This is a genomic window from Streptomyces sp. NPDC018964, assembly GCF_044390325.1.
GTDB lineage: Bacteria > Actinomycetota > Actinomycetes > Streptomycetales > Streptomycetaceae > Streptomyces.
The window spans coordinates 83,528-107,335 of sequence record NZ_JBIRYZ010000003.1 but is presented as its reverse complement, the minus strand read 5'-3'; the positions used below and the strand labels follow the sequence as shown (position 1 = coordinate 107,335).

Annotated in this window: 22 protein-coding genes; 10 read left to right on the top strand and 12 right to left on the bottom strand. The window is 74.2% G+C overall.

What is annotated here, in order from left to right; genetic code table 11:
- Positions 1–6 precede the first annotated feature (6 nt).
- Positions 7–939, top strand: coding sequence for a M56 family metallopeptidase (locus ACH5AO_RS05885; protein ID WP_398922200.1), 933 nt, complete (start codon positions 7–9; stop codon positions 937–939).
- Positions 940–976: 37 nt separating this feature from the next.
- Here the strand turns inward: ACH5AO_RS05885 and ACH5AO_RS05880 are convergent, their stop codons facing one another.
- The gene (locus ACH5AO_RS05880) at positions 977–1,432 is read right to left on the bottom strand and encodes a tellurite resistance TerB family protein (protein WP_398922198.1); all 456 of its coding nucleotides are present in this window, start codon (positions 1,430–1,432) and stop codon (positions 977–979) included.
- Positions 1,433–1,507: 75 nt separating this feature from the next.
- Positions 1,508–2,473 carry a sporulation protein gene (locus tag ACH5AO_RS05875; protein WP_398922196.1) on the bottom strand — a complete coding sequence of 322 codons (966 nt, stop codon included), beginning with the start codon at positions 2,471–2,473 and terminating at the stop codon, positions 1,508–1,510.
- A 344-nt stretch (positions 2,474–2,817) separates the two neighbouring features.
- On the opposite strand from ACH5AO_RS05875, the gene ACH5AO_RS05870 reads away from it, so the two are divergent.
- Together ACH5AO_RS05870 and ACH5AO_RS05865 are read left to right on the top strand one after the other, a co-directional pair.
- Positions 2,818–4,182 (top strand): hemolysin family protein, encoded by a 1,365-nt coding sequence (locus ACH5AO_RS05870; RefSeq protein ID WP_398922193.1) that lies wholly within the window; start codon positions 2,818–2,820, stop codon positions 4,180–4,182.
- Positions 4,179–5,198: a hemolysin family protein gene (locus ACH5AO_RS05865; protein WP_398922191.1), complete on the top strand. Its 1,020-nt coding sequence runs from the start codon at positions 4,179–4,181 to the stop codon at positions 5,196–5,198. The genes ACH5AO_RS05870 and ACH5AO_RS05865 overlap by 4 nt, the downstream gene beginning before the upstream one ends.
- A 63-nt stretch (positions 5,199–5,261) precedes the next feature.
- On the opposite strand, the gene ACH5AO_RS05860 is transcribed toward ACH5AO_RS05865, so the two are convergent.
- From ACH5AO_RS05860 to ACH5AO_RS05830, 7 genes are all read right to left on the bottom strand, one after another.
- Positions 5,262–6,368, bottom strand: coding sequence for a CapA family protein (locus tag ACH5AO_RS05860; protein ID WP_398922189.1), 1,107 nt, complete (start codon positions 6,366–6,368; stop codon positions 5,262–5,264).
- A gap of 15 nt (positions 6,369–6,383) precedes the next feature.
- On the bottom strand, positions 6,384–7,649 hold the full coding sequence (locus ACH5AO_RS05855) for a hypothetical protein (protein WP_398922187.1): 1,266 nt from the start codon (positions 7,647–7,649) through the stop codon (positions 6,384–6,386).
- Positions 7,646–8,944 (bottom strand): glycosyltransferase, encoded by a 1,299-nt coding sequence (locus tag ACH5AO_RS05850; protein ID WP_398922185.1) that lies wholly within the window; start codon positions 8,942–8,944, stop codon positions 7,646–7,648. Before ACH5AO_RS05850 ends, ACH5AO_RS05855 begins: the two co-directional genes overlap by 4 nt.
- Before the next feature lie 172 nt (positions 8,945–9,116).
- Positions 9,117–9,593: a cellulase gene (locus tag ACH5AO_RS05845; protein WP_398922183.1), complete on the bottom strand. Its 477-nt coding sequence runs from the start codon at positions 9,591–9,593 to the stop codon at positions 9,117–9,119.
- An 11-nt stretch (positions 9,594–9,604) separates the two neighbouring features.
- Complete coding sequence (locus ACH5AO_RS05840) at positions 9,605–10,111, bottom strand: SigE family RNA polymerase sigma factor (RefSeq protein ID WP_398922182.1); 507 nt, start codon at positions 10,109–10,111, stop codon at positions 9,605–9,607.
- Between the two features lie 247 nt (positions 10,112–10,358).
- Positions 10,359–10,709: a hypothetical protein gene (locus ACH5AO_RS05835; protein WP_398922180.1), complete on the bottom strand. Its 351-nt coding sequence runs from the start codon at positions 10,707–10,709 to the stop codon at positions 10,359–10,361.
- A gap of 66 nt (positions 10,710–10,775) precedes the next feature.
- Positions 10,776–11,153, bottom strand: coding sequence for a DUF6479 family protein (locus ACH5AO_RS05830; RefSeq protein ID WP_398922851.1), 378 nt, complete (start codon positions 11,151–11,153; stop codon positions 10,776–10,778).
- A gap of 150 nt (positions 11,154–11,303) precedes the next feature.
- Here ACH5AO_RS05830 and ACH5AO_RS05825 point away from each other — a divergent pair, with 150 nt between their 5' ends.
- From ACH5AO_RS05825 to ACH5AO_RS05810, 4 genes are all read left to right on the top strand, one after another.
- A complete protein-coding gene (locus ACH5AO_RS05825) occupies positions 11,304–11,675 on the top strand; it encodes a ferredoxin (RefSeq protein ID WP_398922178.1) in 372 nt (123 codons plus the stop codon).
- A 112-nt stretch (positions 11,676–11,787) separates the two neighbouring features.
- The gene (locus tag ACH5AO_RS05820) at positions 11,788–14,055 is read left to right on the top strand and encodes a tetratricopeptide repeat protein (RefSeq protein ID WP_398922176.1); all 2,268 of its coding nucleotides are present in this window, start codon (positions 11,788–11,790) and stop codon (positions 14,053–14,055) included.
- 49 nt (positions 14,056–14,104) lie between these two features.
- Complete coding sequence (locus ACH5AO_RS05815; RefSeq protein WP_398922175.1) at positions 14,105–15,673, top strand: phytoene desaturase family protein; 1,569 nt, start codon at positions 14,105–14,107, stop codon at positions 15,671–15,673.
- 78 nt (positions 15,674–15,751) lie between these two features.
- The gene (locus ACH5AO_RS05810) at positions 15,752–16,330 is read left to right on the top strand and encodes a TetR/AcrR family transcriptional regulator (protein ID WP_398922173.1); all 579 of its coding nucleotides are present in this window, start codon (positions 15,752–15,754) and stop codon (positions 16,328–16,330) included.
- 13 nt (positions 16,331–16,343) lie between these two features.
- On the opposite strand, the gene paaK is transcribed toward ACH5AO_RS05810, so the two are convergent.
- Together paaK and ACH5AO_RS05800 are read right to left on the bottom strand one after the other, a co-directional pair.
- On the bottom strand, positions 16,344–17,645 hold the full coding sequence (gene paaK, locus ACH5AO_RS05805) for a phenylacetate--CoA ligase PaaK (RefSeq protein ID WP_398922171.1): 1,302 nt from the start codon (positions 17,643–17,645) through the stop codon (positions 16,344–16,346).
- Positions 17,646–17,784: 139 nt separating this feature from the next.
- A complete protein-coding gene (locus tag ACH5AO_RS05800) occupies positions 17,785–19,578 on the bottom strand; it encodes a sulfatase (RefSeq protein WP_398922169.1) in 1,794 nt (597 codons plus the stop codon).
- Between the two features lie 228 nt (positions 19,579–19,806).
- Between ACH5AO_RS05800 and ACH5AO_RS05795 the strand changes: the two genes are divergently transcribed.
- From ACH5AO_RS05795 to ACH5AO_RS05785, 3 genes are all read left to right on the top strand, one after another.
- Positions 19,807–20,049, top strand: a complete 243-nt coding sequence (locus ACH5AO_RS05795) for a DUF397 domain-containing protein (RefSeq protein ID WP_398922167.1) — start codon at positions 19,807–19,809, stop codon at positions 20,047–20,049.
- 130 nt (positions 20,050–20,179) lie between these two features.
- On the top strand, positions 20,180–21,100 hold the full coding sequence (locus tag ACH5AO_RS05790; RefSeq protein ID WP_398922165.1) for a universal stress protein: 921 nt from the start codon (positions 20,180–20,182) through the stop codon (positions 21,098–21,100).
- A 203-nt stretch (positions 21,101–21,303) separates the two neighbouring features.
- Positions 21,304–21,801: a hypothetical protein gene (locus ACH5AO_RS05785; RefSeq protein WP_398922163.1), complete on the top strand. Its 498-nt coding sequence runs from the start codon at positions 21,304–21,306 to the stop codon at positions 21,799–21,801.
- A 55-nt stretch (positions 21,802–21,856) separates the two neighbouring features.
- On the opposite strand, the gene ACH5AO_RS05780 is transcribed toward ACH5AO_RS05785, so the two are convergent.
- The gene (locus ACH5AO_RS05780) at positions 21,857–23,785 is read right to left on the bottom strand and encodes an N-acetylmuramoyl-L-alanine amidase (protein ID WP_398922161.1); all 1,929 of its coding nucleotides are present in this window, start codon (positions 23,783–23,785) and stop codon (positions 21,857–21,859) included.
- Between the last annotated feature and the right edge of the window lie 23 nt (positions 23,786–23,808).

Below are 23,808 nucleotides of genomic sequence, written 5' to 3'. Positions count from 1 at the left end.
GCCGCCATGGGGGTGTTCGTCCTGTTGCCGCTGGTGCTGCCCCTGACGGCGTGGCCCATCGCGCGCCTCGCCGAGCAGCATCTGCACCCGCGCACGGCGACACGGCTGCTGACCGGGGTGGCCGCGGTGATGGCGGTGTGCAGCACGGTCTGCCTGGGACTGCTGATGGTCGTCGGCACCGCCCAGCTGCCCGGGAACCCGCTCCCCGACGGCTGGTCGGACCCCGAGGTGCGCGCGGCGGTGCCGTACGACGAGGTGGCCGGCAAGGCGGCGATCCCCGCCCTGTGCGCGGTGCTGGCGGCGTGCGGGCGGACGCTGTGGCGGCACGGGCGGGTGCGCCGCCGCGCCCACCGGGCGCTGGCCGGACTGCGGGAGACGGAGGCGGCGGTCCTGCCGGACGACGTGCCCTACGCCTACGCGCTGCCGGGCGGCCGACGGGACCGTGTCGTGGTGACCACGGCCATGCTGGAGTGCCTGGAACCGGCCGAACGCCGGGCGCTGTTCGCCCACGAACGGGCCCACCTCGCCGCCCGCCACCACCGCTTCCTGCTCGCCGTCCGGCTGGCCGCGCGGGCCAACCCCTTCCTGCGGCCGCTGCGCACGGCGGTGGCGTACACGGCGGAGCGGTGGGCGGACGAGGACGCGGCGCGGACGGTCGGCAGCCGCCGTACCGTGGCCCGGGCGATCGGCAGGGCGGCCCTGGTGTCGCGCGGCACCCCGGTGGCCACGCTGGCGGGCCTCGCCTCGGCGGGCCCTGTGCCGCGCCGGGTGGCGGCCCTGCTCGGGCCCGCTCCGGCGGCGCGCCGCCTGCCGTCGCTGTTCACCCTGGTCGGCCTGGCGGTGTGGGGCGCCGCCGCGGGGACCACCGTCTCCGCCATGTCGTCCGCGAACTCCGCCGTGACGATGGTCCTCATCCTGTACGCGGCCACGCCCCTGTGACCCCGCGGCGGGCCGGCCACCGCGGGACCGGGGCCGCTCAGAGGTCGAACTCGTGCGGCGGCAGGTCGAGGGCGTAGCACGCCTCGCGGACCACGGCCCGTTCGTTCTTGTCGAAGTCGCCGTCGGCGCCGCCGATGACGATGCCGATCTGGACGACCGCCCGCGCCTCGGCGGGCTTCTTCCTCGCCTTGGCGATCTCCTGCAGGACGCTCACCTTGCCGAAGGCGAAGTCGGCGGTCAGCTTGTCGATGTTGTCCTCGAAACGGCGGCGCAGGTCGTCGGCGGGGAAGTTCCGCAGCACCTCGTTGGCGGCGATGAGCTGGGCCACGCGCTGCCGCTCGGACGGGTCGACCGTCCCGTCGGCCGCCGCCACCAGGGCGCACATCGCCATGCTCGCGTCGCGGAAGGCGCCGCTCTTCAGATCGTTCTTCCTGGCCGTCAGCTGGGTCTGCATCGTCGACGCGGACTCCTTGAGGCGGTCCCACAGGGCCATGAGTACTCCGTACGGGTCGGGAGGCGCCCGGAGCGAAGTGCGCCGGGCGCCGTTACTTCTACAGTAATGTAGAAGTCACTCCTCTTCTTCCCCGCCCTGGAAGAAGTCCCCGATCTCGTCCACGGCCTCCGCCGCGACCATGCCCCCGAGCACGCCGACCGCCAGACCGGCGGCGCCCACGGCGACGACGGTGCCCATGCCGGGACCGGGGCGGTGGTGGTCGTAGGAGCCGTGGGGGTCGTGGGAACCGTGGGGGACGGGAAAGCCGTGGAGTGCCCGCCGCTCGACCAGCTCGCGCATCCAGCCGTCGACCTCGGCGGTCCAGTCGCGGGAGTCGCGGAGGCCGACGGTGAACCTGGCCGGCGCGTCGTGGCCGCCGGAGAGGAGACCGCCGCGCTTGTCGGCCTCCAGGACGACCTCCATGCCGCCCGGACCGGCCAGGAAGGTCACCTCGACCTCGTTCACCCGGTCCGCGTACCGCGAGGACGGGGCGATCTCGATCTCCTGGCGGAAGGGCAGCCGCTGCCCCGTGCCGCCGATGCGCCCGTACTCCAGGTCGGCCGACCTGAGGCCGAAGCCGAGCGCGCCGAACGCCTCCAGGACCGCCTCCTGCACGGGCAGCGGACCGACGGCCAGTGGGTCCGGGTCCCCCTTGTCCTTCGCCCCCGCCGTCGACAGCTCCGCGCGCACGCCGAGCGCGACGCCCAGCGGCTGTCCGTGCAGCTCGGTGACCGGGGTCTCCCACGGCAGCGGCACGCTGAACGGCACGTCGCGCTCCTCGCCCTCGGCGAGCCGGAAGCCGCCGCCGACCGTGAACCGTTCGAAGGCGACGGTGTCCTCGCTCCCGCCCTCCCCGTGCTCGGCCTCGACCCGTGCCACCAGCTCCAGTGTGATGGCCTCGATGTCGGAACCGGCCCGTCCGCCCTTGAGGCGGACCTGACCGGTGAGCGCGCCGCCGGGGCGGACCGGACCGGGGTCGAGCATCGTGTCGACGGTGGGGCCGCCCATGCCGAGCGGGCCGAGCAGTCGTGTGAACACCATGGTGGCGTCCGCTCCCTGGGTGTGCGCGTGTTCCGTGAAGGGGGTGCCGCCCGCGGGGCGGTACGCGATATAACTTCTACAAACACGTAGAAGCATAGGGGATCGACCCGAGGGGACTTTGCGTTTCCTTTACAGTGGGTGTAGGGGCGGGACATCCTGCCTCCCCTTCCACCCATGTCGTCCCGCGCGTCCGGGAACACCGTCGCGGCCAGAGTCGTTATGTACTCGCACACCCACAGAAGGAGCACGTACGTGTCCGCCAGACCGACGGACCCCCCGGGACACAGTCCCGGACCATCCCGCCAGGCATTCCCTGAGCACGGCACACGGCGGGATGGTGTTCGATGAGTGCCGCGAACGCCCTCCTGGGCCTGCTGGCCGTCTTCGTCCTGACCGCCGGCACCGGATACTTCGTCGCCCAGGAATTCGCCTACGTCTCCGCCGACCGCCTCGCCCTGGCGCGCGAGGCCGAGGCCGGGGACCGCAAGGCCGCCCGCGCCCTGAAGGTGCTGGAGCGGCTGTCCTTCATGCTGTCGGGCGCACAGCTCGGCATCACGGTGACCGGACTGGTCGTCGGCTTCATCGCCGAGCCGTCGGTGTCCGCCCTGCTGAGGCCCGCCCTGTCGGGCCTGGGCCTGCCCGGCGCGGCCGTGAGCGGCATCGCGGTCGTACTGGCCTTCATGCTGGCCACGGTCGTCCAGATGGTACTGGGCGAGCTGGCCCCGAAGAACCTGGCCATCGCCGTTCCCGAGCGGCTGGCGAAGGCCCTGGCCGGCTCCACGCTGGCGTATCTGAAGGTCGTCGGCCCCCTCGTGCGGGTCTTCGACGGGGCGGCGAACAGGCTGCTGCACCGGGTCGGCATCGAACCGGTGGAGGAGCTGCACCACGGCGCCACCCTGGAGGAACTGGGCCACCTCATCGGCGAGTCCCACGAGCGGGGCGCGCTGCCCGAGGACACCGCCGCACTGCTCGACCACGCCCTGGAGTTCTCCGACCGGACGCTGGACGAGGTGATGGTGCCCCGGGTGGACGCGGTCTTCGTCCGCGAGGACGCCACCGCGGCGGAAGCGGTCGACCTGATCGCCAAGTACGGCCACTCCAACTACCCGGTGCTCGGCGACCACCCCGACGACGTCGACGGCGTCCTCGGGGTGGCCGAGCTGATGCGCCTGCCCGCCGACCGGCTGACCGCCACCACGGCCGGCGCCCTCGCCCGGCGCCCGCTGCTGCTGCCGGACACCCTTCCGCTGCCCGACGCGGTGACCCAGATGCGCAAGCGGGGCGACGAGTTCGCGGTCGTCCTGGACGAGCACGGCGGCGTGGCCGGCATCGTCACCTACGAGGACATCGCGGAGGAACTCGTCGGCGACATCGCGGACGAGACCGACACCGTCACCGCGGTCGCCGTCGCGGACGGCGACGGCTGGCTGGTGGACGCGGGCCGCCGGCTGGACGAGGTGGCCGAGGCCACCGGCGTCGAACTGCCCGAGGAGGAGGACTACGACACCGTGGCCGGCCTGATCGTCGACCGGCTCGGACGCTTCCCCGCCATCGGGGACCGGCTCACGGTCGGGCTGCCCGGCGGCGGCACCGCTGTGATCGACGTACGCACCCTCGACCGGCACGTGCCCGACCGCGTGCGGATCCGGCAGGACCACAAGATGCAGGACTGCAAGACGCAGGACCACAGGACGGAGGAGCAGGCATGAGTTTCCCGATGGCGCTCTTCGTCACCGTGCTGCTGCTGATCGGCAGCGGATTCTTCGTGGCCGCCGAGTTCGCGCTGGTCGCCGCCAAGCGGCACCGCATGGAGAAGGCCGCGGCCGAGGGCCGGGCAGGCGCCGGTGCCGCCCTCGCCGGCATGCGCGAGCTGTCCCTGATGCTGGCCGGGGCCCAGCTGGGCATCACCGTGTGCACCCTGGGCCTGGGCTCGGTGTCCAAGCCCGCGATCTCCCACGAACTCGACCCGTTGCTGCACGAACTGGGCCTGCCGAGCGCGGTCAGCTACGGTGTCGCCTTCGCCGTCGCCATGACCGTGGTCGTGTTCCTGCACATGGTGGTCGGCGAGATGGCCCCGAAGTCGTGGGCCATCGCCCACCCCGAACGGTCGGCGATGCTGCTGTCGCCGCCCTTCCGGGCCGTGGTGAAGGCCGTACGGCCGCTGATCTCGGTGCTGAACAGGATGAGCAACGCCCTTGTACGGCTGTGCCGGGTCACCCCGCGCGACGAGCTGGCCTCCGTCCACGACCGGGAGCAGCTCACCCGTCTGGTGGCGGAGTCCGAGCGGCTCGGCCTGATCAGTGAGACGGACTCGGAGCTGCTGACGCGTTCGCTGACCGAACCGCAGACCCCGGTGCGGGAACTGCAGGTGCCGGCGTCCGAGATCGTCTCGGTGGACGGCGGCGCCGGCGTCGACGAGATCCTGCGCGTCGCCGCGGTCCGTGACCGCACCCGGCTCCTGGTCCGCGAGCACGGCACGGTCCTCGGCGCGGTGCACGCCCGTGACGCCGTGGTGGCCCGCGCCCGGGGGCGGCCGGCCGGCGCCCGCGCCCTGGCCCGCCCGGTGCCCGAGCTGACGGACGACGCCACGGTCGCCGACGCGATCGACCTGCTGCGCCGCCGCCGGGCTTCGCTCGCCGTGGTCCGCGACGGCTCCGGGCGGCTCACCGGCATGGTGAGCCTGGACGACCTGCTGGCCCGCTTCCTGCAGCCGCAGACGGTGTGACGGCGACCGCCCGGCGGGAGGGCGCCGACGCCCTCCCGCCCGGCCGGGCGGGTGCCGCAACGGTCACCGGGCGACGGAGGCGAGGGTGAGCGCGCCGTCGGCGCCGAGGGCGACGTCCACGCCGCTGATCCGGTCGAGCGACTCCCGCAGCCAGGCCCGCTCCTCGTCCGCCGCGGGCTCCAGCCGCATCCGCCGCGCCCTCAGCGGCACCATGCGCAGCCCGGACGGCCGCCCGCCGTCCGGGGACACCGACAGCAGGAAGGCGAGCCGCAGCTCGTCGCGGTACTCCTCGTAGCCGGTGATGCCCTCGTAGTCGTCGACGAAGTCGCCGCAGCCGTACAAGATCACCCGGCCCCGGTACACCTCGAGGGGGCGGGGGTGGTGCGAGGAGTGACCGTGGACGACGTCGACACCTCCGTCGACCAGCGCATGGGCGAAGCCCACATGGCTCCGCGGCACATGGTGGCCCCAGTTCGATCCCCAGTGCACGGACACCACCGCGATGTCACCGGGGCGCTTCGCCCGCCGCACCCGCCGGACGACCGCCTCCGCCGCGGCGGCCGAAGGCTCCGCGAGGTACGCCACTCCGGACCGCTCCGCCGACGCCGTCCAGCTCGGCGGGACGCCGCTCGACATCGTCCCCAGGGCGAACACCAGCACCCGGCCCCCGTCGACGGGGACCACCGCCGGCGCGTACGCCTCGTCGGCGTCCCGTCCCGCGCCCGCCGTCCTCAGGCCCGCGCCGTGGAGCACGTCCAGCGTCTCCCGGAGCCCCGGGCGGCCGAAATCGAGCACGTGGTTGTTGGCCAGGACGCACACGTCGGGCCGCGCCACCGCCACGGCGGGCGCGTTGGCCGGGCTCATCCGGTAGTGGACGGCCTTCCCGGGCGCGAACGCGTCGCTCCGCGTGACGGAGGTCTCCAGGTTGACGATCCGCACGTCCGGGGCGGCCTCCGCCAGCACCTCCAGTGCCCGGCCCCACGGCCACGGGAACGGGACCGGGCGGGGGACCGGACCGCTCACGGCCTCCGCCAGCTCCACGTAACCGCGGGCGTCCCGGATCCACTCCTCCCGCAGCGCGGGATCGCCCGGGTGCGGGAGGATCTGGTCGACACCGCGCCCGAGCATCACGTCCCCGCACAGGAACAGCGTCACCGTCCCGGCGTCCATGCCTCCACCGTAGGACTACGGCACGCCCAGCTCGAACAGGACGTATCCCGCGTACGAGCCGGAGGCCAGGGCCGCCGTGCCCAGCACCGCGGCCAGCGAGGGCCACCTCAGCCGGCGCATGGCCAGGGCGAGCGGCACAAACAGGGGGAACAGGGGGAGCAGGTAGCGGGAGACGTTGCCGAAGTACTGCTGGGTCGCCATCACCATCAGGTACGACAGCACCGTGTACACGACGAGGACGACGGGCGGCCGCAGCCGCACCAGCAGCACCGTCAGCACCGGCACCAGCAGCACCACCCCGACCCCGATCAGGTCCTCCACGGGCATCGCGAACCGGTAGTCGAAGTGCCCCACCGGTATGGAGGTCAGTACGTCGAGGCTGTGCCGGCCCCCGTCGAACTTGTGGGCCCAGGCACCGTCCTGGAGCTTGTTGTAGCCGCCCCAGTCGCCCATCCGGTAGCCGACCCAGCCCAGGTAGCCGACCGCGCCCAGCGGGGCGACCGCCACCGCGGTCAGCGGGCGGCGGATGCCCTCCTCACGGCGCCACACCGCCAGCAGCCCGGCGACGGCGAGGGCGGCGACCAGGGTGACGGCGGTGGGCCGGGCGAGCCCCGCGGTGAAGGTCAGCACCCCGGCGGTGAGCCAGCGACGGGTCATCACGGCGTAGCAGGCCCAGGCGGCCAGCGCCGTGTACACGGACTCGGAGTACACCGCCCACTCCGTGCCGGAACCGGGCCACACCGCCCACAGCCCCACGGCGACCAGACCGGCCCGGTACCCGCCCAGTCGGGCCGTGACGGCGTGGATCCCGAGCGCCGCGACGAAGGAGAACACCACCGACACGGTCATGCCGGCGCCGTACGGACCGAGCCCGGTGACCTCCGAGACCATCCGCATCAGCGCCGGGTAGAGCGGGAAGAACGCCGCCGAGTTGCCCTCGAGGGTGATCAGCCCGGTGGCGCCGGGGATCGGTTCCAGCGCCGGGTCGTAGCCGTGCAGGGCGATCTGCTGGTACCACCAGCCGTCCCAGCTGCCCAGGACGTCCCAGGTGTGGGCGCCGCCGCCGAAGCGCGGGTGCTTCTCGCGGAAGTCACCGGCCGAGTCCAGCAGGTACATGAAGACGGCGAAGCCGACGAGCTTCAGCGCGCCGTACACCGCGAGCACGGGCCCGCAGCGCACGGCGGCGCGGCGCAGCCGCTCGCGCGAGTCGGGGGAGGCCGGCGGGGCGTCCTCGGCCCGGGGCACGGGGGAGGGGGCCGGGTCGGCCGGGGCGATGGTCATGAGGTCGGGGATCCTGTCGTACGGCGGGGGCGTCGGCCGGGGAACACCCAGGCCCGTAGGAGGAGGAAGCGCAGCAGGGTCGCGGCGAGGTTGGCGGCGATCAGCGTCAGCAGTTCCACCCGGGGCCCGGCCCCGGGCGCCGTGCGGTGCAGCACGGCCAGCGAACCGCTGGTGAGGGCGAGGCCGACCAGGAACGCCGCCAGCCCCTTGAGCTGGTGGCGCAGCACCCCGGTCCGGCCCCGCACCCCGAAGGTGAGCCGCCGGTTCGCGGCGGTGTTGGCGACCGCGCTGGCCAGCAGGGCCAGCGCGTTGGCCGCCTGGGCGCCCGCGGCGGGCCGGAGCAGGCCGTACAGCAGCAGGTAGAACAGGGTGCTGGCCACCCCGACCGCGGCGAACCGGACCAGCTGCGGGACCAGCGCGGGCGGCAGGCCGGCGGCCTCGTCGAGTTCCCCGGGGCGGCGCAGCGCGGCGAGCGGCAGCCGGCCGCCGGCCAGCGCACGCCCCAGCCGGGCCATGCCGCGCAGGTCCGCCAGCGCCGTGGACAGGATGTCGACCCGGCTGTCGGGGTCGTCCACCCAGTCCACCGGCACCTCGTGGATGCGCAGCCCGGCGCGCTCGGCTATCACCAGCAGTTCGGTGTCGAAGAACCACTCCCGGTCCTCGACCAGCGGCAGCAACCGCTCGGCGACGTCCCGCCGCACCGCCTTGAAACCGCACTGGGCGTCGGAGAACCGCACGGCGAGGGCGCCGCGCAGCAGCCCGTTGTAGCAGCGGGAGATGATCTCCCGCTTCGGTCCGCGCACCACCCGGGAGCCACGGGCCAGACGGGTGCCGATCGCGATGTCCGAGTGCCCGGAGATCAGCGGGGCCACCAGTGGCAGCAGGGCCGCGAGATCGGTGGACAGGTCCACGTCCAGATAGGCGAGCACCGGCGCGGACGACCGGGACCAGGCGGTGTGCAGGGCACGGCCGCGGCCCTTCTCGGCCAGTCGTATCCACTCCGTGCCCGGCAGTTCCCGGGCCAGCCGCTCGGCGATCGCCGGGGTGCGGTCCGTGCTGGCGTTGTCGGCGACGGTGATCCGGAAGGCGTAGGGGAAGGTCTCCGCGAGGTGCGCGTGGAGCCGCCGGACACAGGGCTCCAGGTCGTTCTCCTCGTTGTGCACGGGCACGACCAGGTCCAAGACGGGGTCCGGATGGTGCGCCGGCAGCGGCGCCCGGCGCGGCAGCGCCACCTGCGCCGCGGACGCGGCGGACGATCGGCGGGCGGTCGGTGCCGCCTGCCTCGCGGTTCTCATGACGGGTTCACGGTCTCTTTCCGGCGCACGGCATGACGGGCCCTTGTGGTGGCATGCCGGATGCGCCTGGGTGATGGTCGGGGACACGCCCCGGGGCGGCTTTCGCCCGCGGGCGGGACGGCGGTGCGGTCTCACCGCTGCCGGGCGGCTCCTCGTCGGCCGAGGCGGAGGGCTACCGCGCCGGCGTGGTGGTCGGCGGCGCGGAGGGGGACGGCGGCGGTGCCGTCGTGGCCCGCCCGGTCGTGCCCGGCGTGGTGGTCGGCGGGAGGGTGGTCGGTGTGCCTCGGTACCCGGGTGCCGTGGTGGCGGCGTCCGTGGTTCCGGACGTGTGCGTCGGCGGCCGGGAGAAGCTCGGGTCCGGGCTCGGGACGGACGTCGTCGTCGGGGACACCGGGGGCGGCGTCGGACCGGTCACCGGCAGCGGCCCGCGGTCGGCGGGCAGGGACCGGGAGCCGGTGCCGGGCAGCAGGGCCAGCCCGACGCTCAGCCCGGCCACCGCGAGGGCCGACCCGCCGGCCCGCCACAGCATCCGGGACCGGCGGCGGACCCGGATGCCCGCGTACAGCCGCTCCTGGTGCTCGGACCGGAAGGGAGCCGGCTGCCGGGTGTCGCGCATCATGCGCGTCAGCTCACGCTCGAAGTCGTCCATCGCTTCTCCCCTCACCCCACGGGCCTGACGGACTCGGACAGGATCTGCCGCAGCCGCGCCACCCCGCGCGACGCGTGGGAGCGCGCGGTGCCCACCGGACAGCCGAGGACCTGGGCCACCTGGCCCTCGGGCAGGTCCTCGCAGTAGCGCAGGACCACCGCGGCCCGCTGCCGGGGCGGCAGCAGTGCCAGCGCGGCCTCCAGCCGCGAGCGCTCCGCGACGGCCGACGACACGTCGCCCGGCCCGGCCCGGTCGGGCAGCTCGCCCACCGGGCGCTCCCCCCACCAGCGGCGCCGGGCCGAGCGGGCCGCCATCCGCACCAGCACCTGGCGCACGTACGCCTCCGGTGCCTGCTCGGCGACCCTCGGCCAGACGAACCACAGCTTCACCAGGGCCTCCTGGACGAGATCCTCGGCCCGCTGCCGGTCGCCACCGGTGAGCAGGCGCGCGACATGGAGCAGCGCCGACCAGCGGGCGGCCACGAACTCGTCGAAGCCGTCCACCCGAAACCGCTGCATCCCCACCGCCCGCGTTCGAACAACCCTTCACACCCGAGACAAAGGCTCACGGTCCGGCGAAACGATGCACCCAAGCGCTGTGATCTGCCTCACTCCGAACGCGCCTCACCCGAACGCCTCACCTCCGGACACCGGACACCGGACACGCTCACCCCCGGACACGCGAAAGGGCGGGCCGTACGTCCGTCGACCGCGTCACAGCGGTCGACGGACGTACGACCCGCCCCGGGGCGGTGGCCGGTCCTGCCTACGTACGGTCACCCTTCGGCTTGCCCCGCTGGTCCGGGGTGCCGTGCGGTGGCGGGCTGGACGGCTGCGGAGAGGTGGCGGGCGAGACGGGGGACCCGGCCCGGCCGGCGCCCTGTTCGGGGCGCAGCGCGCCGGGGTCGCCCGACGTCGGCTCGGCACCCGCGTTCAGTTGCTCCAGACGGGCCGTCAGCAGCTGGGTCGCCGTGACCCGGTCGGCGTGCGACCGCTCGTAGGCCAGCAGCTCCTCGACCTCGCCCGCGGACAGCGAGCGGATCCGGCTCTCCAGCCCGCCGATGGGCAGATGGTCGTAATCGGGCAGCGGCAGGGTGTTGCGGGCGGGATCTGCCATGGCTCTCACTTCCCTGTGTACGACGTTGCGGGCCCCCGGCGGCGGGCCGCCGGGGGAGCGGGACGGTCAGTGGCCGCCCGGGCCGCCGCTGCCGAACGCCCCGCTGCTGTCCTCGTTCCAGCGGGGCCGCTCCTGCGACGCGCTCGTGCGGCTGCCGGCGTTGCCGTGGCCCTTCAGTTCGTGCGGCAGCAGCCGCTCGTCGCTCCTGGGCACCTCGTCCGGTTCCCGCCGCTCCCGTGTCTCCCGGACCGGGCCCCCCTCGGGCATCCGGGGCTGCTCCTGCGGGCCGGGCCGGCGCACCGTGCTGTTCCTGACCCGGCGGCTGCCGAACACGAACATGCCGACCAGCAGCGCCACGACCACCACCCCCGCCACCACGAGCCCCGCACCGAGGGCGCCGCGGCCCGCGGCGAGGTCGGCCGTTTCCATCCACGCGGTGTTCATCATGGCTCGCGGGTACCCCCGGACCCGTCCACCAACCTGCCCACCTCGCCCCACCATGCCGCGCGGACGCCCGCCGCGGAACCCGGGAAGCCGCACGGAACCCTTGCGGGCACAGGGTTTGACCGCCGGGGCGGGGGCTACCCGCGTGGTGTGACGACGACATCCCAGGAAGAGCTGTTCCGGTTCCTGGAGGACCGTTTCGCGTGCGCCCAGGCGTGCACCGAATGCGCGCGGGCCTGTGCGACGCGGGCGAGCCTCGTGGACCCGGACGGCACCGAGAACCAGGAACTCGTACGGCGCAAGGGCATCATGTGCGCGGAGGTCTGCGACGCGACCTGCCGGGTGCTGTCCGAGCAGAACCAGGTGGACGAGGCGACCATCCGCGTCCAGGTGGAATGGTGCCGCCAGGTGTGCCTGGAGAGCGCCCAGGTGTTCGACGGCTGCTCCGGGTCGGAACAGGCGGCACAGGCGTGCCGCGCCTGCGCACGGGCCTGCACGGAGTTCCTCGCCACGCTGAACTGACCCGCCGGTGGGCGAGGGGCCGGGCGCCGCGGCACCGTACGAACTCGGGCGAGTTGCCGCCATACTGGACGAGCCAGGGGAGGGCGGACTGCGACGGGGGCGGGCGAAGGAGATGGGGGACGACAGGCTGATCCACGGCCGGTACCGGCTGATCGACCGGATCGGACGCGGCGGCATGGGAGAGGTGTGGCGGGCACGGGACGAGTCACTGGGACGGCAGGTCGCCGTGAAGTGCCTCAAACCCGTCGGCCCGCAGCAGGACCGGTCGTTCGGCCGGGTACTGCGCGAGCGGTTCCGCCGGGAGGCCCGGGTCGCCGCGGCCCTGCAGCACCGGGGGATCACCGTCGTCCACGACTTCGGGGAGTCCGAGGGCGTGCTTTACCTGGTGATGGAACTGCTCCAGGGCCGCAACCTCAGCCAGCTCCTGGAGGACAACAAGCAGCACCCGCTGCCGGTCGACGAGGTGGTGGAGATCGCCGAACAGGTCGCCGCGGCCCTCGCCTACACCCATGACCAGGGTGTCGTGCACCGGGACCTCAAGCCCGCCAACATCGTGCGGCTCGACGACGGCACGGTGAAGATCTGCGACTTCGGCATCGCCCGCCTCGGCCACGACATCGGCTTCACCTCCCGGCTGACCGGCACCGGCGTCGCCATGGGCACCCCGCACTACATGTCGCCGGAGCAGATCACCGGCTCGGAGGTGGACCGGCGCAGCGACCTGTACTCCTTCGGCTGCGTGCTGTACGAGATCGCCACCGGCGTACCGCCGTTCGACCTCGACGACGCCTGGGCGATCCTCGTCGGCCACCGCGACACCCCGCCCCGCCCGCCGCGCGGCCACCGCGCCGAACTGCCCGAGCGGCTGGAGCGCATCATCCTGGACCTGCTGGCCAAGGAGCCCGGCGGCCGGCCGGACAGCGCCCGTGAACTGGCCCGCCGGATCGGCGCGCTGCGGGCCGCGCCGGCCGTGGTGGCGGCCGGCGCGGGCCCGGCGGGTCCGTTCGGCGCGCCCGCGGTCCGTCCGCACCGCTCGGCGGAGCCCGAGCCGGCGGGGCGCGCGGCCCGGCTGCCGTCCTGGACCCGCGGCAGGACCTCCGGACACCAGCCGGCCGGAGCGGGACTGCGCACCGCGCCCCCCGACCCGGCGGCCGGCCCGTCCGGCGAGTGGACCACCCGCCCCGCCACCGGCTCCCGCGCGCGGCCCGCGGCGGACGAGCCGCCCGCCCCCTCCGCACAGGCGCCGGCCGCCCTCGCCGGACGGCACAACGCGGGCCTGAGCCTGGGACGCCTCGGCCGCTGGACGGAGGCGGGGGAGGTGCACCGCGCGGTCGCCGCCGAGCGCGAGCGCCTCCTCGGCCCCGACCACCCCGACACCCTCGCCAGCCGCTACGAGGCCGCGTTCGCCCTCAGCCGCACCGGCCGCGCCGCCGACGCGCTGCGCGCCTACAAGCAGGTCGCCGAGGCCCGCATCCGCGCGCTCGGCCCCGACCACCCCGACACCCTCGCCGCCCGCCAGGAGATGGCGTACGTCCTGGCCCAGCTGGGCCGCCCCCTCGACGCCCACCAGGTCTACCTGTCGGTGCTCGCCGCCCGCGAGCGGACCACCGGGCCCGACCACCCCGACACCCTGCGCTGCCGCCACAACCTCGCCTTCAACCTCGGCCGGCTCGGCCGCCTGGAGGACTCCCACGCCATGGCGTGCGAGGTGGCCGCGGCCCGCGCCCGCGTCCTCGGCCCCGAGCACCCCGACACCCTCGTCACCCGCTACGACGTCGCCTACGCCCTCGGCCGGCTGGGCCGCTGGACCGAGGCCCTGGAGACCTACCGCGAGGTCGCCGACGCCCGCGCCCGCGCCCTCGGCCCGGACCACCCCGACACCCTCGCCGCCCGCTGCGAGACCGGCATCAGCCTGGGCCGGCTCGGCCGCAGCGCCCAGGCCCTCGACCTCTACCGCACCCTGGTCGGGGACCGCACCCGCGTCCAGGGCCCCACCCACCCCGAGACCCTGCGCGCCCGGCACGGCATCGGTGTCAACCTCGGCCGGCTCGGCCGCTGGGCGGACGCCCTCGCCGAGTCCCGCGAGGTGTGCGCGCTGCGCGAGCGGGTCCTCGGCCCCGACCACCCGGACACCCTGGTCAGCCGCCGCGAGGTGGCCGTCGGGCTGGGCTGGCTGGGCCGCTGGGCGGACGCGCTGACCGAGTACCGGCGGGTCGCCGGGACCCGTGAGCGCCTCCTCGGCCCGGACCACGCCGACACCCTCGCCGCCCGCGACGACGAGGCCCACTGCCTGGAACGGCTGGGCCGCGGCGCGGAGGCGGCCGAACTGCACCGCCGGGTGGCGGCGGCGCGGCAGCGGTGGGCGGCCGGCGGGGGGTGAGGCCCCGGCCACCCCTGGCCGGTCCGGCCGGCGCGTGCTACGAAGGACCATGACCGCACCCGAGGGAACCCGGACCTACGACGCCGTCATCGTCGGCGGAGGCCACAACGGCCTCGTCGCCGCCGCCTACCTCGCCCGCGCCGGCCGCTCCGTGCTGGTGCTGGAGCGGCTGGACCACACCGGCGGGGCGGCGGTGTCCACCCGCCCGTTCCCCGGCGTCGACGCACGGCTGTCCCGGTACTCGTACCTGGTCAGCCTGCTGCCCCGGAAGATCGTCCGGGACCTGGGGCTCGACTTCCGGCTGCGCGCCCGCACCGTCTCCTCGTACACCCCCGTCGAACGCGACGGACGGCCCACCGGGCTGCTCCTCGGCGGCGGCGAGCAACGCACCCGCGAGGCGTTCGCCCGGCTCACCGGCTCCGGGAGCGAGTACCGGGCCTGGCGGCGCTTCCACGACATGACCGGCCGCGTCGCACGCGGCGTCTTCCCGACCCTCACCGAGCCGCTCCCCACCCGCGAGGAACTGCGCCGCGCGGTCGGCGACGAGGAGGCCTGGCGGACCCTGTTCGAGGAACCCCTCGGCATCGCCGTCGAGAAGCGCTTCGCCGACGACCTGGTGCGCGGCGTCGTCCTCACCGACGCCCTCATCGGCACCTTCGTCGACGCCCACGACCCCTCGCTTAAGCAGAACCGCTGCTTCCTTTACCACGTCATCGGCGGCGGCACCGGCGCCTGGGACGTCCCCGTCGGCGGCATGGGGGCCCTCACCGACGCGCTGGCCGACGCCGCCCGCGCCGCCGGCGCGGTCATCGCCACCGGGCACGAGGCGGTGCGCGTCGACACCGACGGCCGCACCGCCGAGGTCGTCCACCGCACGGCCGACGGCGAGGGCGTCGCCGCCGCGCGACACGTCCTGGTGAACGCCTCCCCGCGGGAACTGGCGGCCCTCACCGGCGACGCGCCCCCGCCGCCCGCCGAGGGCGCCCAGCTCAAGGTGAACATGCTGCTCAAGCGGCTGCCCCGGCTGCGCGACACCTCCGTCGACCCGCGCGAGGCGTTCGCCGGCACCTTCCACGTCGCCGAGGGGTACGGGCAACTGGCCGCCGCCCATGCCCAGGCCGCCGCCGGCGAGCCGCCCGCCGTCCCGCCCTCCGAGCTCTACTGCCACTCGCTCACCGACCCCACGATCCTCGGCCCGGAGCCGGCCGCCCGGGGCTACCAGACCCTCACCCTGTTCGGACTGCACACCCCCGCCCGGCTGTTCGAGCGGGACAACGACACCGTGCGCGAGGAACTCCTGAAGTCCACGCTCGCCCAGCTCGACGCCCACCTCGCCGAACCCCTCGCGGACTGCCTGGCCACCGACGCCGACGGACGCCCGTGCCTGGAGGCCCGCTCCCCGCTGGACCTGGAACGCGACCTCAAACTGCCCGGGGGCAACATCTTCCACCGCGACCTGTCCTGGCCCCACGCCCAGGAGGGCACCGGCCGCTGGGGCGTGGAGACCCGGCACGCCAATGTCCTCCTGTGCGGCGCGGGCGCCGTGCGCGGCGGCGGGGTGAGCGGAGTACCGGGACACAACGCGGCCATGGCGGTGCTGGAGGCCGGGGAGGCGTGACGCGCCGACGGACGACTCCGAGCGTAGTACTCTACCTGAAGTGGTGTGATGGCGGGTGCCGTGGGCGGAGTGAGGGCAGTGGTCAGAAGGAACGAGCAGCGGCGGGCCGCCCTGGTGGACGCGGCGATCGAGGTGCTGGCCCGTGAGGGCGCCCGGGGGCTGACGTTCCGGGCGGTGGACACCGAGGCCGCCGTACCCGTCGGCACCGCGTCGAACTACTTCTCCTCGCGCGACGACCTGCTCACCCAGGCCGGCGCCCGGGTCTACGAGCGGCTCCAGCCCGACGAGGAACTCGTCGCCCGGCAGCGGGCCGCCGGGCGCGACCGGGAGACCTACGCGGAGCTGATGCGGGAACTGGTCGGCCGTATCGCCGCCTTCCGCACCGGCTACCTCGCGCTGCTCGAACTCCGGCTGGAGGCCACCCGCCGCCCGGAACTGCGCGAGGTGCTCACCGAACGGGTCCGCGCCGACGTCGAGGCCAACGTCCGCTACCACGAGGGATCCGGCCTCCCCGGCGACGCCATGGCCGTCAAACTGCTCTATCTGACCCTGAACTGGCTGATCGTCGAACAGCTCACCCTGCCGGACGTCTTCACCCCGCAGGAGCGCGAACGGCTGGTGACGGCCGCGGTCGAGCGGATCGTGGCCGCCGGGTAACCGGAACGGGCGGTCAGCGCCGCTTCTCGCGCAGGTCCACGATCCGCCGGATCTTGCCCACCGAGCGCTCCAGCGTCTCCGGATCGACGATCTCCACGTCCACCGACACCCCGATGCCGTCCTTCACCGCCGCCCCGATCGACCGGGCGGCCGCGTCCCGCGTCGTGGCGTCCGCGTCGGCACGGGCCTCCGCGCGGACGGTGAGGGCGTCCATCCGGCCCTCGGTGGTGAGGCGGAGCTGGAAGTGCGGTGCCACGCCCGGGGTGCGCAGCACGATCTCCTCGATCTGCGTGGGGAAGAGGTTCACCCCGCGCAGGATCACCATGTCGTCGCTGCGGCCCGTGACCTTCTCCATCCGCCGGAACACCCGGGCGGTCCCCGGCAGCAGACGGGTCAGGTCCCGCGTCCGGTACCGGACGACCGGCATCGCCTCCTTGGTGAGCGAGGTGAAGACCAGCTCACCCCGCTCGCCCTCCGGAAGGACCTCGCCGGTGACCGGGTCGACGACCTCCGGATAGAAATGGTCCTCCCAGATGTGCAGCCCGTCCTTGGTCTCCACGCACTCCTGCGCGACACCCGGTCCGATCACCTCCGACAGCCCGTATATGTCCACCGCGTCGATCGCGAACCGCTCCTCGATCTCCTGCCGCATCCGCTCCGTCCACGGCTCCGCGCCGAAGATCCCCACCCGCAGCGAGGTGGAGCGCGGGTCGACGCCCTGCCGTTCGAACTCGTCGAGCAGGGTGAGCATGTAGGACGGGGTCACCATGATGATCCGGGGCTTCAGGTCCTGGATCAGCGTCACCTGACGGGACGTCATCCCGCCGGACGCGGGGACCACCGTGCAGCCGAGCCGTTCGGCGCCGTAGTGGGCGCCCAGACCACCGGTGAACAGGCCATAGCCGTAGGCCACATGTGCCGTGTCCCCGGGGCGGCCGCCCGCCGCGCGGATGGACCGGGCCACCATGTCGGCCCACAGGGAAAGGTCACCCTCCGTGTAGCCGACGACCGTGGGGCGCCCGGTGGTGCCGCTGGAGGCGTGCAGACGGCGGATCCGGTCGCGGGGGACCGCGAACATGCCGTACGGGTAGTTCTCCCGCAGGTCCGCCTTGGTGGTGAACGGGAAACGGGACAGGTCGGACAGCGACCGGCAGTCGTCCGGATGGACGCCCGCCGTGTCGAAGGACTCCCGGTAGAACGGCACGTGGTCGTACGCGTGCCGCAGCGAACCGCGCAGCCGCTCCAGCTGGAGCGCCCGCAGGCCCTCGAGGTCGAGCCGCTCCGCGGGGTCCAGCAGGTCCGCCGCCTCCGTCATCAGGACGTTCTCCTCACCGGTCGGGCAATCGTACCGATCCGGGCGACCGATCATTCGGTCGCCCCGTCGGGACCAGTAAGTCAGGCCACGCCTCCCGGGGCAAGAGCCCGGCCCGCGCTTCTTCCCGCGTCGGCGTTCCTCACGGGGCCGGCACGGAGGAGCCGCCGCCCCGCGGTCCGTACGCCGTCATGAAGCGGTCGCGGAACTCGTCCATGGCCCAGCGCGGGGCGTCGGGCGCGGGCTTGAGGCCCTCGGTCCAGTTCCAGCCGGCCACCCGGTCCAGTACCTCCGGATCCTTGGCGACGATCGTGACCGGCACGTCCCTGCTGGTGCTCCCGGCGGTGACGGTGGGCACCGGCTGGTGGTCGCCGAGGAACACCAGGACCGTGTCCTCGTCGCCGTACCGCTCGACCCACCCGGTGAGGCTGCTCAGCGAGTACTCGATGGCCCGCCGGTACTCGGTGCGCACCTTCTCCGGGTCCTTCCAGACCTCCTTCGGGTCCGTGCCCTCCTTCTTGATCCCGTGGAACACCGAGCCGTCGCCGAGGTCGTCCCAGTCGATCATGCGGGCGATGGGGGACCAGGGGTTGTGGCTGGAGGCGAGGATGATCTCCGCCATGATCGGCTCACGGTCCGCCCTGCCGTGCTCCAGGCGCTCGAAGGCCTCCAGGCTGAACTGGTCGGGCACGGGAGTCCAGCTGAAGTACGGGCCGTGGTAGCCGAGGTGCTCGGAGTCGTAGATGTGGTCCAGGCCGAAGAACTCGCCCTCCGGCCAGGCCCGCCGCACCCCGGGCACGATGCCGACGGTCCGCCAGTCACCGGCCTTGCGGAAGTACTTGGTCAGGGTCATGCGGTCGCTGGTGGTCAGACTGCGGTAGCGCTGCTGGTTCTTGATCCACAGGCCGGACAGGAAGGTGGAGTGCGCGAGCCAGCTGCCGGCGCCGGTCACCGGCGACGTCAGCCAGCCGCTGCGGGAGGCGAAACCGGCGTCCTCGAGCCTGCGGGTGCCGTCCTCCAGCGCCGCGTCGACCGGTCCCGCCATTGCCGGGTCGTCGATCGCGACCCGGCCGTAGCTCTCGATGAAGGTGAACAGCACGTCCTTGCCGCGCAGCCCGGTGAGCAGCCGGTCGGGCGGCGTGTCCGCGAAGGCATCGACGGAGGCCTCCTTCTCGAAGACCCGCGCGTCGCGCACCCCCGCCCGCACCTGCTCCACCCGGTTGCCCAGCATCTCCGCGGTGCCCTTGGTGGCGACCGGCACGCCGGCGACCCGCACGCCCAGCGTGACGCAGGTGATCCACGCGACGCCCAGGACCAGCGTCGTGCGGACGGCGACGGGACGGTGGCGGACCATCAGACCGGTCAGCCGCACCGTCGCCAGCGTCATCAGCACCAGCAGGCCCACGAACAGCGCGATCACCCCGGCCACGGCCAGCACCTGCCCGCCGCGGCCGAACGACTCCCGGACGAAGTCCGTCGCGTCGTCCAGCAGGATCCAGTCGAGCACCAGGTCGAAGGGCCGGGCCAGCACCTGGTAGAAGCCCATGTCCACGAACTTCAGGACGGTGAGCAGACCGAGCAGGACGCCCGAGACCACCGCCGCGATCCGCCACCACCTCGACGGCAGCGCCAGCAGCAGCGTGGCGAGCAGGATGCCCTCGGCGGGCAGCCGGACGAACGCGCCGGCCTCGAGGCGTTCCACCCGGTTCGGCACGAGGAGCGCGAAGAGCACCAGCGCCCCGCAGAGAACGGTCGTCCCGACGGTGACGCCCCGCGCCGTACGCGGCCACCGGTGCCGCCAGCCGGACCAGCCCGGTGACGTGACCGCCGATGGTGTGCCCCCGGCGGTCTCCCCGGGCGCGGCCGGGCCACCGCCCCGGCCCGCTCCGCCCTCGGTGGTGTCCGGCAGCCGGCGGGGGCGAATGAAGAGCGACACCCGGAGGGTCCTTCCGTGCGGTCCTGCGATGGCATGGCGAACAGGGCCCGGTGAGCGGGCCCGCCCCCACCAGTACGTCGGGCCGCCGCCGCGGGTTCAAAGCGCGCCGGCCCGGTTCGGCCCGCCCGCCCCGGCGCCCCCGCGAAAGGTGCTCCTCGCGGCCTGTCGGGGGCAGGGACCGATCGCTAGGCTGGCCCGCGGACGACGGTAATCGGGAGGAGCACGGACGTGGCCGAGAGCACCACCCAGCAGCGCCCGCCGACGGGCTGGGACAAGCCGGACCTGGACCTCAGCAACGCGCAGTGGCAGTCCAGCAGCCGCGGCCTGGGCGATGTCCAGATCGCCTTCGTGGAGGGCTTCATCGCCATGCGCAACAGTGGCAGTCCGCAGAGCCCTTACCTGATCTTCACCCCCGCCGAGTGGGGCGCGTTCGTGTCGGGAGCGCGGGAGGGGGAGTTCGACCTGACGTGAGCGGCGTCGCCGCCACGGGGGTGTCCCGCGCGGTTTTCCGGACACGCGATCCGAAGCGCCGTTCCCGGCCCGCCCGGCTCGGGCGGGCCGGGGGCGAAGAGCGATGGTCGTGTCCCGGAGGCGAGGAACCATGAACACCCAGCCGGTCGTCGCGGCGGTCGACGGTTCGGACGACAGTCCGCGCGCCCTGGAGTGGGCCCTCGACGCCGCGCGCCGGCGCGGGGCCCCGCTGCGGATCGTGCACGTACGCCAGTACACCCTCTGGACGCGGCCCGAGGTGACGGCGGCCCGGCCGCCCGATCCCGACGCGGACCCGGTCCTCGACCGGGTCCGCGTCCACCTGGCACGGCGCGGCGGCCCGCCCGCCGTCGAGTACGCCGTGCTGGAGGGGGCGCCCGGCGTACTGCTGCCCGAAGCGGGGGCCGCGGCCCGGCTGCTGGTGCTCGGCTCCCGGGGCCGCGGGGGCTTCGCCGGTCTGCTGCTCGGCTCCCACTCCCTGGCCGCGGCCCGCGACGCCGAGTGCCCGGTCGTCGTCGTGCCCCGGCCCGGGCGCGGCGGCGAGGAGGAGCCGCCGGGCGGGTCCGGCCGGCCCGTGGTGGCCGGCCTGAACGCCGACGGACCCGACGAGGCCACGCTCGCCTTCGCCTTCGCGGAGGCGGCGCTGCGCGGTGCCCGGCTGCGGGTTCTCGCCGCCTACCCGTGGCCGACGCAGACCTGGACGCTGCCCGGGGAGATGCCGCCGCCGCAGGTCGACCAGGGTGCTGTCGAGCACGAGAACCGCCTTCTCGTCGACGGCTTCCTCGCTCCGCACCGGGAGCGGCATCCCGAGGTCACCGCCGGGATCGACGTGCTGCCCGGAGACGCGGCCGGCCGTCTGGTCGAGGCGTCGCGGGACGCGGAGCCGGTCGTCGTGGGCCGCCATCGGCGTCGGCTGCCGGCGCCGGCCCGCATGACGGGGTCGGTGACGCAGGCGGTGCTGCTCCACGCGGTGAGTCCGGTCGCGGTGATTCCTCCGGCGGCACCGGAGGAGCGGTCCGGAGGAGCCGGCTGAGCCGGGACGGGGCAGGGGGCGCGCGACCCGGCGCCGCGTGCGCCACTTCCCGAAGGAGCACCCGCGTCAGGAGGGGTGCGGGCCCTCCCGCGGCAACCGCGCCCGGGTGGCCCGCCGGCACGAGCGGCACCGGTGGTCCGGGTGGCCGGGAGCGGGTGTCGCCCGACCGTCCATACGCGGGTCCGGGCACGTACCATGGCGGCATGTCGTTCCTCCGCCGCCGCAGTGCCACGCCCGCCGGGCCCGACTTCGACGTTCTGGCCATGGACCCGGGCGACTGGCCCGGCAACCTGGGCGCCGGGCTGCTGCCCGCCCCCGACGGAAGCTGCCAGGGCGTCTTCCTGCGCTACGACCTGTTCGGCGGCCGCGGCCCCGCGATGGTCATCGGCAATCTGCCCGAGGGCTCCCCGGCCCGGGACATCCCGGAGGGCGAGGTCCCCTTCGAGGTGGCGCAGCTGCTGCTGGCGCTGGAGAACGACGAGGAGATCACCGTCGTCGGCACCGAGGACGTGCCGGTGATGCAGGGCGACAACCTGCTGATCGTGCGCCGGGTCAAGCTCTCCGAAGACCGGATCTCCTGCGTGCAGTTCGACCGCAGCGACAACGTCCTGGTGACCATCGCCGCCTGGGACCGCCCCATCACCGACGACCTGTACGCCCTCCTCAAGCCGCTCCCCGCGGAGCTGTTCCAGCAGGGCTGACACAGGGGGCCGGGTTCCGTGGGAGCCCGGCCCTCCCGCTGCGTCCTCCGCGCCGCTACGACGACGTCACCGTCACGTCCGCCGCCCGGACGAAGCCGACCCGGTGGCCGAACTGGATCTCGTAGTACAGGTCCTCGCCCCGCACCACCCGGTGGGACGCCTCGTCGAAGGTCACCGCGTAGTAGTACTCACCGGGCACCTTGCCCCCGGTGACGTACTTCTGGCCCTTGAGCACCGTGTACGGCAGCGGCGACACCGCCTGGGCCGGCACACCCTCGGGATAGGCCTCCTTCTCCGGGTACGCCCTGCCGTAGACCGGCACCGAGTCGAGGCCCTCCCTCGGGGTGACGACCTTGCCCTTCGCGGGCACGGCGGCCGGCTGCTCCTCCGGGTTCCTGAACCAGGCCTTCTGGCCGAGGTACCAGATGGCGGTCCAGTCGCCCCAGCGGCCGGCGACCGCGTAACTCTGGCCCGTGGAGGCCCGCGAGGACAGGTCGTTCACCCCGGTGGTCGGGGCGGAGCCGAGGCCGATGTCCCTGATCAGCGGGGCGTCCTCGGTGTGGTCGGAGTACAGTCGCACCGCGCTCGACCCGTGGCCGGCGCACGGCTCGCCCGCGGTCGCGCAGCCCGTGAAGACCGGCCGGTTGGCGGAGTAGCCGGGCCGGATCGTGACGATGCCCGCGTGCTTGCCGGCCGTGGCCTTCAGGGGCTTGCCCAGCAGTTCGAAGTAGTGCCGCCAGTCCCAGTACGGTCCGGGGTCGGTGTGCATGCCGGGGATGGTGGCGGCGGTCGTCCCCGGCACCGTGTCGTGGCCGAGGATGTGCTGCCGGTCGAGCGGGATGCCGTACTTCTCGGCGAGGTACTTCACCAGCCGGGCCGAGGACCGGTACATCGCCTCGGTGTACCAGGCGTCGGGATCCGCCAGGAAACCCTCGTGCTCCAGACCGATCGACCCCGCGTTGACGTACCAGTTGCCCGCGTGCCAGGCCACGTCCTTCGCCTTCACATGCTGGGCGATGTGGCCGTCCGTGGAGCGCAGACTGTACTGCCAGGACACATAGGTGGGGTCCTGCACCATGTCGAGGACGCCCTCCCAGGCGCCCTCCGTGTCGTGGACGACGATGTACCGGATGCGCTGCGAGGCGGGCCGGTTCCCCAGGTCGTGGTTGCCGTAGTCGCCGTCGCCGAACTCCTCGTACGGTGCCGGGATCCACTCGCAGGACACCGTCCTCGGGCACTCCGTGCCGACGGCGGAGGCGGTGCGCAGTCCGGCGCGCTCCAGCGCCGCGGTGTCGGGCGCGAGATCCGGGCGGGCGGCCAGGGCGACCCGCTGTCCGGCGTCGGTGACGCGTTCCTCCCCGGCGCGGATCACCTCGTACACGTCGTTCGCGTACGCCGCCGCCGACGCGGTGTCCTCGGCGCCGGAGAAGAGGGCGACCGCCGCGTACCAGTCCGCCGGGTCGTCGCTCCTGGGCCCGCCCAGCCGGCGCTGGGCCTCGGCCAGCAGGGCGGCGCCGCCCGCCACGTTCGCGGCCGGGTCCTCGCGCAGGCGTTCGGGACCGAGGCCGGTCAGGCGGGCGGCTTCCGGCAGCGTGGTGAGCCGGTCCGGCAGCTCCCCGGTCCGCGCCGCTCGCGTGCCGGGACGTTTCGGCGGGCGGGCCTCGTCGCCGCGCGGGTCCTCCGTGCCGAAGGAGTGGTGGTCGGAGGCGGCGAGCGCGGTGCGGGCGTCCGTGAGGTGCATCGGTCCGTAGCCGCCGGTCACGCTCGGGGCGCCGCCGTGGGCGTCCCAGCGGGACTGGAGGTAGGAGACGCCCAGCAGCACGCTCTGCGGCACGCCGTACTCGGCGGCGGCGGTGGCGAACGCGTGCTGGAGGCGGGCGGTGCCCGGTGGGGCGGCGGAGGGGGCGGCGCCCAGGAGGGGAAGGGCGAGGGCGGTCGCGGCGAGGGTGCGGACGGCGATCCGGGCGGGGACGGGTCGTCTCAATGCGGCCTCCTGGGGCGGTGGGG

Bases quoted from the DNA above. Each gene is read 5' to 3' on its own strand.
- ACH5AO_RS05885 (WP_398922200.1), top strand. From the start codon at position 7: ATGGGGGTGTTCGTCCTGTTGCCGCTGGTGCTGCCCCTGACGGCGTGG.
- ACH5AO_RS05880 (WP_398922198.1), bottom strand. From the start codon at position 1,432: ATGGCCCTGTGGGACCGCCTCAAGGAGTCCGCGTCGACGATGCAGACC.
- ACH5AO_RS05875 (WP_398922196.1), bottom strand. From the start codon at position 2,473: ATGGTGTTCACACGACTGCTCGGCCCGCTCGGCATGGGCGGCCCCACC.
- ACH5AO_RS05870 (WP_398922193.1), top strand. From the start codon at position 2,818: ATGAGTGCCGCGAACGCCCTCCTGGGCCTGCTGGCCGTCTTCGTCCTG.
- ACH5AO_RS05865 (WP_398922191.1), top strand. From the start codon at position 4,179: ATGAGTTTCCCGATGGCGCTCTTCGTCACCGTGCTGCTGCTGATCGGC.
- ACH5AO_RS05860 (WP_398922189.1), bottom strand. From the start codon at position 6,368: ATGGACGCCGGGACGGTGACGCTGTTCCTGTGCGGGGACGTGATGCTC.
- ACH5AO_RS05855 (WP_398922187.1), bottom strand. From the start codon at position 7,649: ATGACCATCGCCCCGGCCGACCCGGCCCCCTCCCCCGTGCCCCGGGCC.
- ACH5AO_RS05850 (WP_398922185.1), bottom strand. From the start codon at position 8,944: ATGAGAACCGCGAGGCAGGCGGCACCGACCGCCCGCCGATCGTCCGCC.
- ACH5AO_RS05845 (WP_398922183.1), bottom strand. From the start codon at position 9,593: ATGGACGACTTCGAGCGTGAGCTGACGCGCATGATGCGCGACACCCGG.
- ACH5AO_RS05840 (WP_398922182.1), bottom strand. From the start codon at position 10,111: ATGCAGCGGTTTCGGGTGGACGGCTTCGACGAGTTCGTGGCCGCCCGC.
- ACH5AO_RS05835 (WP_398922180.1), bottom strand. From the start codon at position 10,709: ATGGCAGATCCCGCCCGCAACACCCTGCCGCTGCCCGATTACGACCAT.
- ACH5AO_RS05830 (WP_398922851.1), bottom strand. From the start codon at position 11,153: ATGAACACCGCGTGGATGGAAACGGCCGACCTCGCCGCGGGCCGCGGC.
- ACH5AO_RS05820 (WP_398922176.1), top strand. From the start codon at position 11,788: ATGGGGGACGACAGGCTGATCCACGGCCGGTACCGGCTGATCGACCGG.
- ACH5AO_RS05815 (WP_398922175.1), top strand. From the start codon at position 14,105: ATGACCGCACCCGAGGGAACCCGGACCTACGACGCCGTCATCGTCGGC.
- paaK (WP_398922171.1), bottom strand. From the start codon at position 17,645: ATGACGGAGGCGGCGGACCTGCTGGACCCCGCGGAGCGGCTCGACCTC.
- ACH5AO_RS05790 (WP_398922165.1), top strand. From the start codon at position 20,180: ATGAACACCCAGCCGGTCGTCGCGGCGGTCGACGGTTCGGACGACAGT.
- ACH5AO_RS05785 (WP_398922163.1), top strand. From the start codon at position 21,304: ATGTCGTTCCTCCGCCGCCGCAGTGCCACGCCCGCCGGGCCCGACTTC.